Source organism: Gordonia hirsuta DSM 44140 = NBRC 16056, assembly GCF_000333015.1.
Lineage (GTDB): Bacteria > Actinomycetota > Actinomycetes > Mycobacteriales > Mycobacteriaceae > Gordonia > Gordonia hirsuta.
This window is the reverse complement of record NZ_BANT01000021.1, coordinates 24,426-30,550: the sequence shown is the minus strand read 5'-3', so window position 1 is coordinate 30,550 and position 6,125 is coordinate 24,426. Positions and strand designations below refer to the sequence as shown.

Annotated in this window: 5 protein-coding genes and 1 pseudogene; 4 read left to right on the top strand and 2 right to left on the bottom strand. The window is 70.9% G+C overall.

All coding sequences use genetic code 11. The annotated features are described in order from the left end of the window. Positions 1-1,515 (top strand): annotated as a pseudogene (locus GOHSU_RS16885) (sacsin N-terminal ATP-binding-like domain-containing protein); the annotation flags it as partial. 5 nt (positions 1,516-1,520) lie between these two features. Continuing rightward, the gene (locus GOHSU_RS08620; RefSeq protein WP_005939838.1) at positions 1,521-2,117 is read left to right on the top strand and encodes a phosphatase PAP2 family protein; all 597 of its coding nucleotides are present in this window, start codon (positions 1,521-1,523) and stop codon (positions 2,115-2,117) included. On the opposite strand, the gene GOHSU_RS08615 is transcribed toward GOHSU_RS08620, so the two are convergent. Continuing rightward, positions 2,114-2,368 (bottom strand): DUF2530 domain-containing protein, encoded by a 255-nt coding sequence (locus tag GOHSU_RS08615; protein ID WP_005939835.1) that lies wholly within the window; start codon positions 2,366-2,368, stop codon positions 2,114-2,116. The genes GOHSU_RS08620 and GOHSU_RS08615 overlap by 4 nt on opposite strands. A gap of 82 nt (positions 2,369-2,450) precedes the next feature. On the opposite strand from GOHSU_RS08615, the gene GOHSU_RS08610 reads away from it, so the two are divergent. Further along, positions 2,451-3,932 (top strand): NCS2 family permease, encoded by a 1,482-nt coding sequence (locus tag GOHSU_RS08610; RefSeq protein WP_005939832.1) that lies wholly within the window; start codon positions 2,451-2,453, stop codon positions 3,930-3,932. 82 nt (positions 3,933-4,014) lie between these two features. On the opposite strand, the gene GOHSU_RS08605 is transcribed toward GOHSU_RS08610, so the two are convergent. Beyond that, on the bottom strand, positions 4,015-5,247 hold the full coding sequence (locus tag GOHSU_RS08605; RefSeq protein WP_005939820.1) for a GNAT family N-acetyltransferase: 1,233 nt from the start codon (positions 5,245-5,247) through the stop codon (positions 4,015-4,017). 26 nt (positions 5,248-5,273) lie between these two features. Between GOHSU_RS08605 and GOHSU_RS08600 the strand changes: the two genes are divergently transcribed. Beyond that, complete coding sequence (locus tag GOHSU_RS08600) at positions 5,274-6,122, top strand: TrmH family RNA methyltransferase (RefSeq protein WP_005939811.1); 849 nt, start codon at positions 5,274-5,276, stop codon at positions 6,120-6,122. Positions 6,123-6,125: the final 3 nt, after the last annotated feature.

The window sequence follows — 6,125 nt, the reverse complement described above, 5'->3', positions numbered from 1 at the left end:
CTCGCCGGCGCCGACCACGACCCGGACTGGTGGGGGAGTCTCTACGAGGCTCTCGACCCGTTGGCGGTGGGTGCCGAAGCCCTCGAGGAGCTGGGCGCCCTGCCGGTGCCCCGCACCGACGGCCGACTGCACCGCGGGGTGCGCGGCCTGTCGACCCTCGACCTGCCGGCCGCGGCCGGTGTCCGGCTGGACTGGCTGCCGGTGGCCGATCCGCACGCGCTGCGGCCACTGCTGTCGCGACTGGGCCTGCGCCGGGTGACCCTCGAGGAGGTGCTGACCGATCCGGCCCTGCGGCAGCTGCTGGAGGACGGTGACGACGAGGTCCACGAGGAACTGGCCGACGCGGTCCTGACACTGCTCGGCGCCGCCGAGGACACGCCGCCGGTGCCGCCCTGGCTGGGTCTGCTGCGGGTGCCGGCCGGCGACGGCCGGGTGTACCCGGTCGACGAGCTCCTGCTCCCGGGCAGTCCGCTGCGGGAGGTCCTGTACGACGACGAGGAGCTGCACACCGTCGCCGAGGCCGTCGTCGACGCCTACGGCGTGCAGGCGCTGCGCCGGGCCGGCGCCGGCTGGGCTTTCACCGCGGTCAGTGAACATCTGCCGACCGCTCCCGAACACGATCTGGACCGCCAGGGGCAGTGGTGGGACGCGATGGGCACGCCGCCGGAGACCCTGCATGCGGTGCGGGATCTGGACCTGGTGGATCCGGCGCGGTGGCCGCAGGCGCTGACGATGCTGGCCGACGATCCCGATCCGGCCGTGGACCTGGCCGACCCCGACGGCTACACCGGCTGGTGGCTGCGCCGCTTCGCCGTCGTCGACGGTCTGGCGCTGCGTAATCACCGCCATCCCGAGGACGACCGGTGGGCCGGACTGTTCCCGGCACTGAACCATCCGGCGGCCGACCGGTTGCGTGCACTGGTGGCCGGCACCGGACCCGACGACGGCGCCGATGCGCGAGCGTGGCTGGCGGCGCTGGCCGATCCGCAACGCGAGATCGCCGCCGGGGTCGCCGCCCGGGCCCACGGCGCCCTGGTCGCGGCGTACCGGCAGGGCCGCTTCGGTCTGGACGAGGTGGATCCGCCCGCGGCCGTCCGCACCCTGTCCGGGGACGTCGCCGAGGTCACCGCGGCGACGGTGGTGATCGATGCCCCGTGGTGGGTGCCGGTGGTGTCCCCGCGCGACGCCGTGCTGGCCGGACCGCTGCCGGAGCCCGAAAGTGCGGCGCGATTGGCGGCCCTGGCCGACCTGCCGCTCGCCTCGCAGGTGCTGTCGGCGCAGGTGGTCTCGGCCGGGCGGCCCGCCGACCCCGATTCCGCGCAGGTGCTGGCTCTGCTGGCCGCCGCCGGCTGGGAGGCGGCCGGTCCGGTGCTGGTGCACGACGAGCTGGTGGTCGCCGTCTTCGACGACCGCGAGGCCGCCGCCGGCCGGTCCGATAGGCACGAACGACGCCATCGCGTCAGCCGCTGGGTCGACGAGGCGGGCGCACTGCACCTGCAAAGCTCGGTACGGTAAGTGCCGTGAGCGTCTCGCCCTTCGTCTTCGACCCGAGCGTCACCGATTGGGTGGTGACGATCCGCGCGGAGCCGTGGAACTCCCTGTGGCAGATGATCACCGTGCTCGGGGACACCCTGACGCTGACCCTGGTGGTGATCGCGGTGTTCGTGGCGGCCTGGCTGATGGAGCGGATCGATCTGGCCGCCCTGATCGTCTTCGGCGGCCTGTCCGGGTATCTGATGATGGCTGTGCTCAAACGGGTGCTGGGCCGATCACGGCCGCCCGTGCACGAGCGATTGATCGACGTCGACGGACTGTCGTTGCCGTCCGGGCACGCGATGATGTCGACGGTGGTCCTCGGACTCACCGCGATGATCCTGTTCCAGCTGTATCCGTCGGTGCGGGCCCGGCCCGCAGTGCTGCTGGCTGCGCCGGTGCTGATCGTGCTGATCGGACTGTCCCGGGTCTATCTGGGTGCCCACTGGATGTCCGACGTCCTGCTGGGCTGGCTCCTGGGCCTGATCTGGGTCGGCGTCTGCCTGTTCGTCCACCAGCAGATCGGACGCTGGGTCCGGATGCGCACGGCGCAGGCTTCGGTGGCGGCCAAGACCCGACGCTAGCTGCGGTCGAGCCCTTCCTGGGCGCCGCGGCTGCCGCGGTTCACCGCGGCCTGCTGCACCAGCACGATCACCGTGCCCAGAACCCCGACGGCCAGCCCGACCAGGCAGACGCTCAGCGCGCGGTCCGGGCCGATTCCGGTGGCGGCGACCACGACGGTGGCCACCAGCCACGCCACCATCCCGGCCACGATCACCGGTGCGGGGGCGCGCAGCCGGGCGGGCAACTCGGGGACTTCGGTGGGGTCGGCCATGCTGCTACGGTAGCTTCTCCTTCGGTACCCCCGACCCTCCCCTCGGATGTTCGGTAGACGAGCAGGCAAGGACCCTCGGCGCATGAGTGACACCAACGAGCCGGTGACCGTCACCGAAGAACGGCCGGGCGTGCGCCCGGACACCGGCGCGGTCGCACGATTCTTCAAGATCGGCCAGCGCGGCTCCACCTATGGGCGTGAGGTCCGCGGTGGCCTGGTCACCTTCTTCACGATGGCCTACATCGTGGTGCTCAACCCGATCATCATCGGCGGTATGGCCGGGGTCGACCGCAACCTCGACGTGACCGGCGGGTTCCTGCCGGCCGGGCAGGTGGCGGCGGTCACCGCGCTGGTGGCCGGAGTGATGACCATGCTGATGGGCCTGATCGCGAACTTCCCGTTCGCCATCGCCGCCGGGCTGGGCATCAACAGCCTGCTGGCGGTCACCATCGCCCCGACGATGAGCTGGCCGGCAGCGATGGGCCTGGTGGTGATCGACGGCATCATCATCGTGGTCCTGGGACTGACCGGCCTGCGGACGGCGGTGTTCAATGCGGTGCCGCCGGAACTGAAGTCGGCGATCGCGGCCGGCATCGGCGCCTTTATCGCGTTCATCGGTCTGGTCGACTCCGGATTCGTCAGCCGCACCCCCGGCGGTCCGCCGGTGCAGCTGGGCGTGGACGGCTCCATCGCCACCGTCCCGACGCTGATCTTCGTGATCGGGGTGCTGCTGATGGCCGTGCTGACGGTGCGCCGCATCCCCGGCGCACTGCTGATCGGCATCGTGATCATGACGGTGGTCTCGCTGATCGTCGAAGCGGTGTGGGGGCTGGGTTCGGCGCAGGACCGCTCCGGCGGCTGGGCGATGAACGTGCCGGGCAAACCCGACAGCCTGTTCAGTCTGCCGGACCTGTCACTGGTGGGGCAGGTGGATCTGATCGGTGCACTGGAACATGTCGGGGTACTGGTGGCCGGCATCTTCGTGTTCACCCTGGTGCTGTCGAACTTCTTCGATGCCATGGGCACGATGACCGGCGTCGGCAAAGAAGGCGGCCTGACCGATGCGAAGGGCAACCTGCCGGGAATCGGCAAGGGCCTGGTGGTCGAGGGTGCCGGTGCCATCGTCGGCGGCGGTGCCTCGGCGTCGTCGAACACGGTCTTCGTCGAATCGGCCGCCGGTGTCGCCGAGGGCGCGCGGACCGGTCTGGCCAATGTGGTGACCGGTCTGCTGTTCCTGATCGCCATGTTCTTCACCCCGCTGTACGAGATCGTCCCGATGGAGGCGGTGACCCCGGCCCTGGTGGTCGTCGGCGCGCTGATGATGGCGCAGGTGCGCGATATCGATTTCGCCCGGTTCGACTACGCCCTGCCGGCCTTCCTGACGATCGTCATCATGCCGTTCACCTACTCGATCGCCAACGGTATCGGGGTCGGCTTCATCACCTGGGTGGTGCTGGCGGCCGCACGCGGCCGATGGCGCAGCGTCCATCCGCTGCTCTGGATGGTGGCCGCGCTGTTCGTGATCTACTTCGCGCGCGGCCCGATCTCCGATCTGATCACCTGACGGCGCAGGCCACCGGACTCGGCAACGGCCCGGAACCCGCACCGGCCCGGGACCGGCAACGGCTGGGATCAGAAAACCGGGGTCAGAAATAAGTGCCGGCGAACGGGGCCCGGCTGGTCGCGAACATGGCATCCAGTAGCGCGATCGCCTCGTCGTCGGCCCGGATCCGCCCGGCGGCGGCGAACTGCCGCGCGGGGATCCCGCCGGTGTACATCGACGACAGCACCGAGACGCTCAACTCCGCCCGCGGCACCGCTGGAAGGGCATCGGCCGGGACGGTGGCGGTGTCGACGGTGGCCTGGCCGTCGGTCACCGTCAGCAGGTACTCGCCGTCGCGGCCGGCCCAGCCGTCGGTGACCGTCAGCATGATGGTCCCGTCGGCCCCGTAGGTGCGGGCGGCCAGTGCGGCGGGCACGTCCAGCAGGGACACCCACAGCTCATCGCTGCGGCCGTTGATCTGCACGGCCCGGGCGTTGCGCAGTTCCAGCGGCAACGTGTCGTCGACCGGCACCTTCGCGCTGATCGAGGTCACCAGGTCCAGCCCGGTCAGCACCCGCCACAGATCGGTGTGCGCCTGCGGTGTGACGGCACAGAACTCCTCGACCGTGGCGCTCATCTCGCGGGCATCGAGCCGGTACGCGGCGTAGCCGTCGCGGTGCAGCAGATAGTAGAGATCGGAGGTCTGGGAGTTCCGCCGGAAACCGCGGTCGGCCAGAATCGACGGCCACCAGGTCGCCGGCCGCCCGATGGCACCCGGGCGGGTCCGGGCCCAGCGTGCATGCAGTTCGGGGATCTGCTGCGCGATCTGCTCGCGAGTGCCGTAACGCACCCGCGAATCCGCCGGGGCCGGGGTGCGCCAGTCGACGGCCGTCGGGGCGATGGCCACACTGTGCGCGAAGCACGCCGGACCGAAGCCGAAGCGCTCATAGATCCCGCCCTCGGAGGCGGTGAGCGTGGCGATGGGCAATCCCGCCTCGCGCCACATCGCGAACTGGTCGGTCAGCATGCGCCGCAGCAGTCCGCGCCGCCGATGCGTCGCCGTGACCGACACCCAGGACAGTCCGGCGCTGGTCAGCGCCGCGCCGCCGGGCACGGTGACGGGCAGCTCGTGGTAGAGCGAGACCGCCACCAGGGGATCACCGTCTGAGCCCTCATCGCGGACGACGAGCGCACCGGCGACCTTGGCCCGGAACTCGGCGATCTCGGCCTCGGGGAGCGGGGCCGGCAACGCGAAACTGCGCGCATCGACGGTGATGATCTCGGGCCAGTCCTCGTACCGGGCGAGACGGGGCTGCAGGGGCGAGGGGGTATTCACCGTAACGAGTCTGCCAAAGTGGTCTGGTGCACCAGCCCCTGCCCGTCGAGATCATCGACATCACCGCACCGCACGATCGGCGTGTCGACGATTTCCGGGACTTGAACTCCTCGACGCGGCGACCGGATCTGACGGTCCTGCCCGGTGGCCGGACGGGCCGGGGTCTGGTGGTCGCCGAGGGGGTGAGCGTGGTGGCGCGGATGGCCGGGTCCCGGTTCTCCCCGCACGCCTTCCTCGGCGTCGACAAACGGTTGAGTCGGTTGATCGGGGCCGGGGTCCTGGCAGCGGGCCCGGCGGCGGTGCCCTTCTACCGCGTCGACCCGGCGGTGATGGAGCAGATCGTCGGCTTCCACCTCAACCGCGGGGTCCTGGGGGTGGCGCACCGGCCCGCACCGCTGACCGTGGCCGGGGTGATCGATGCCCGGGTGCGGACCGTCGTGGTCCTGGAAGGGGTGAACGATCACGAGAACATCGGCAGCATCTTCCGCAATGCCGCCGGACTCGGGGTGGACGCGGTGATCGTCGGCGGCGGTTGCGCGGACCCGCTGTACCGCAGAAGCATCCGCGTATCGATGGGCCATGTTCTGCGGGTGCCGTTCGCGAGCAGCCGGGAGTGGCCCCAGGATCTGGGGCTGCTGTCGGACGCGGGCTTCACCCTGGTGGCGCTCACCCCGGATGCGGGCGCGGTGCCGCTCACCGAAGCGGTGACCGAGGCGAAGACGGCGTTTCTGGTCGGCGCCGAGGGACCCGGGCTGGCCGAGGACACGATGCGCCGATGTGATGTGCGCGCTGCCATCCCGATGAGCCGGGACACCGATTCGCTGAACGTGGCCACCGCGGCGGCCATCGCCTTCTACGAGCGGGCCCGCCGCTGACCG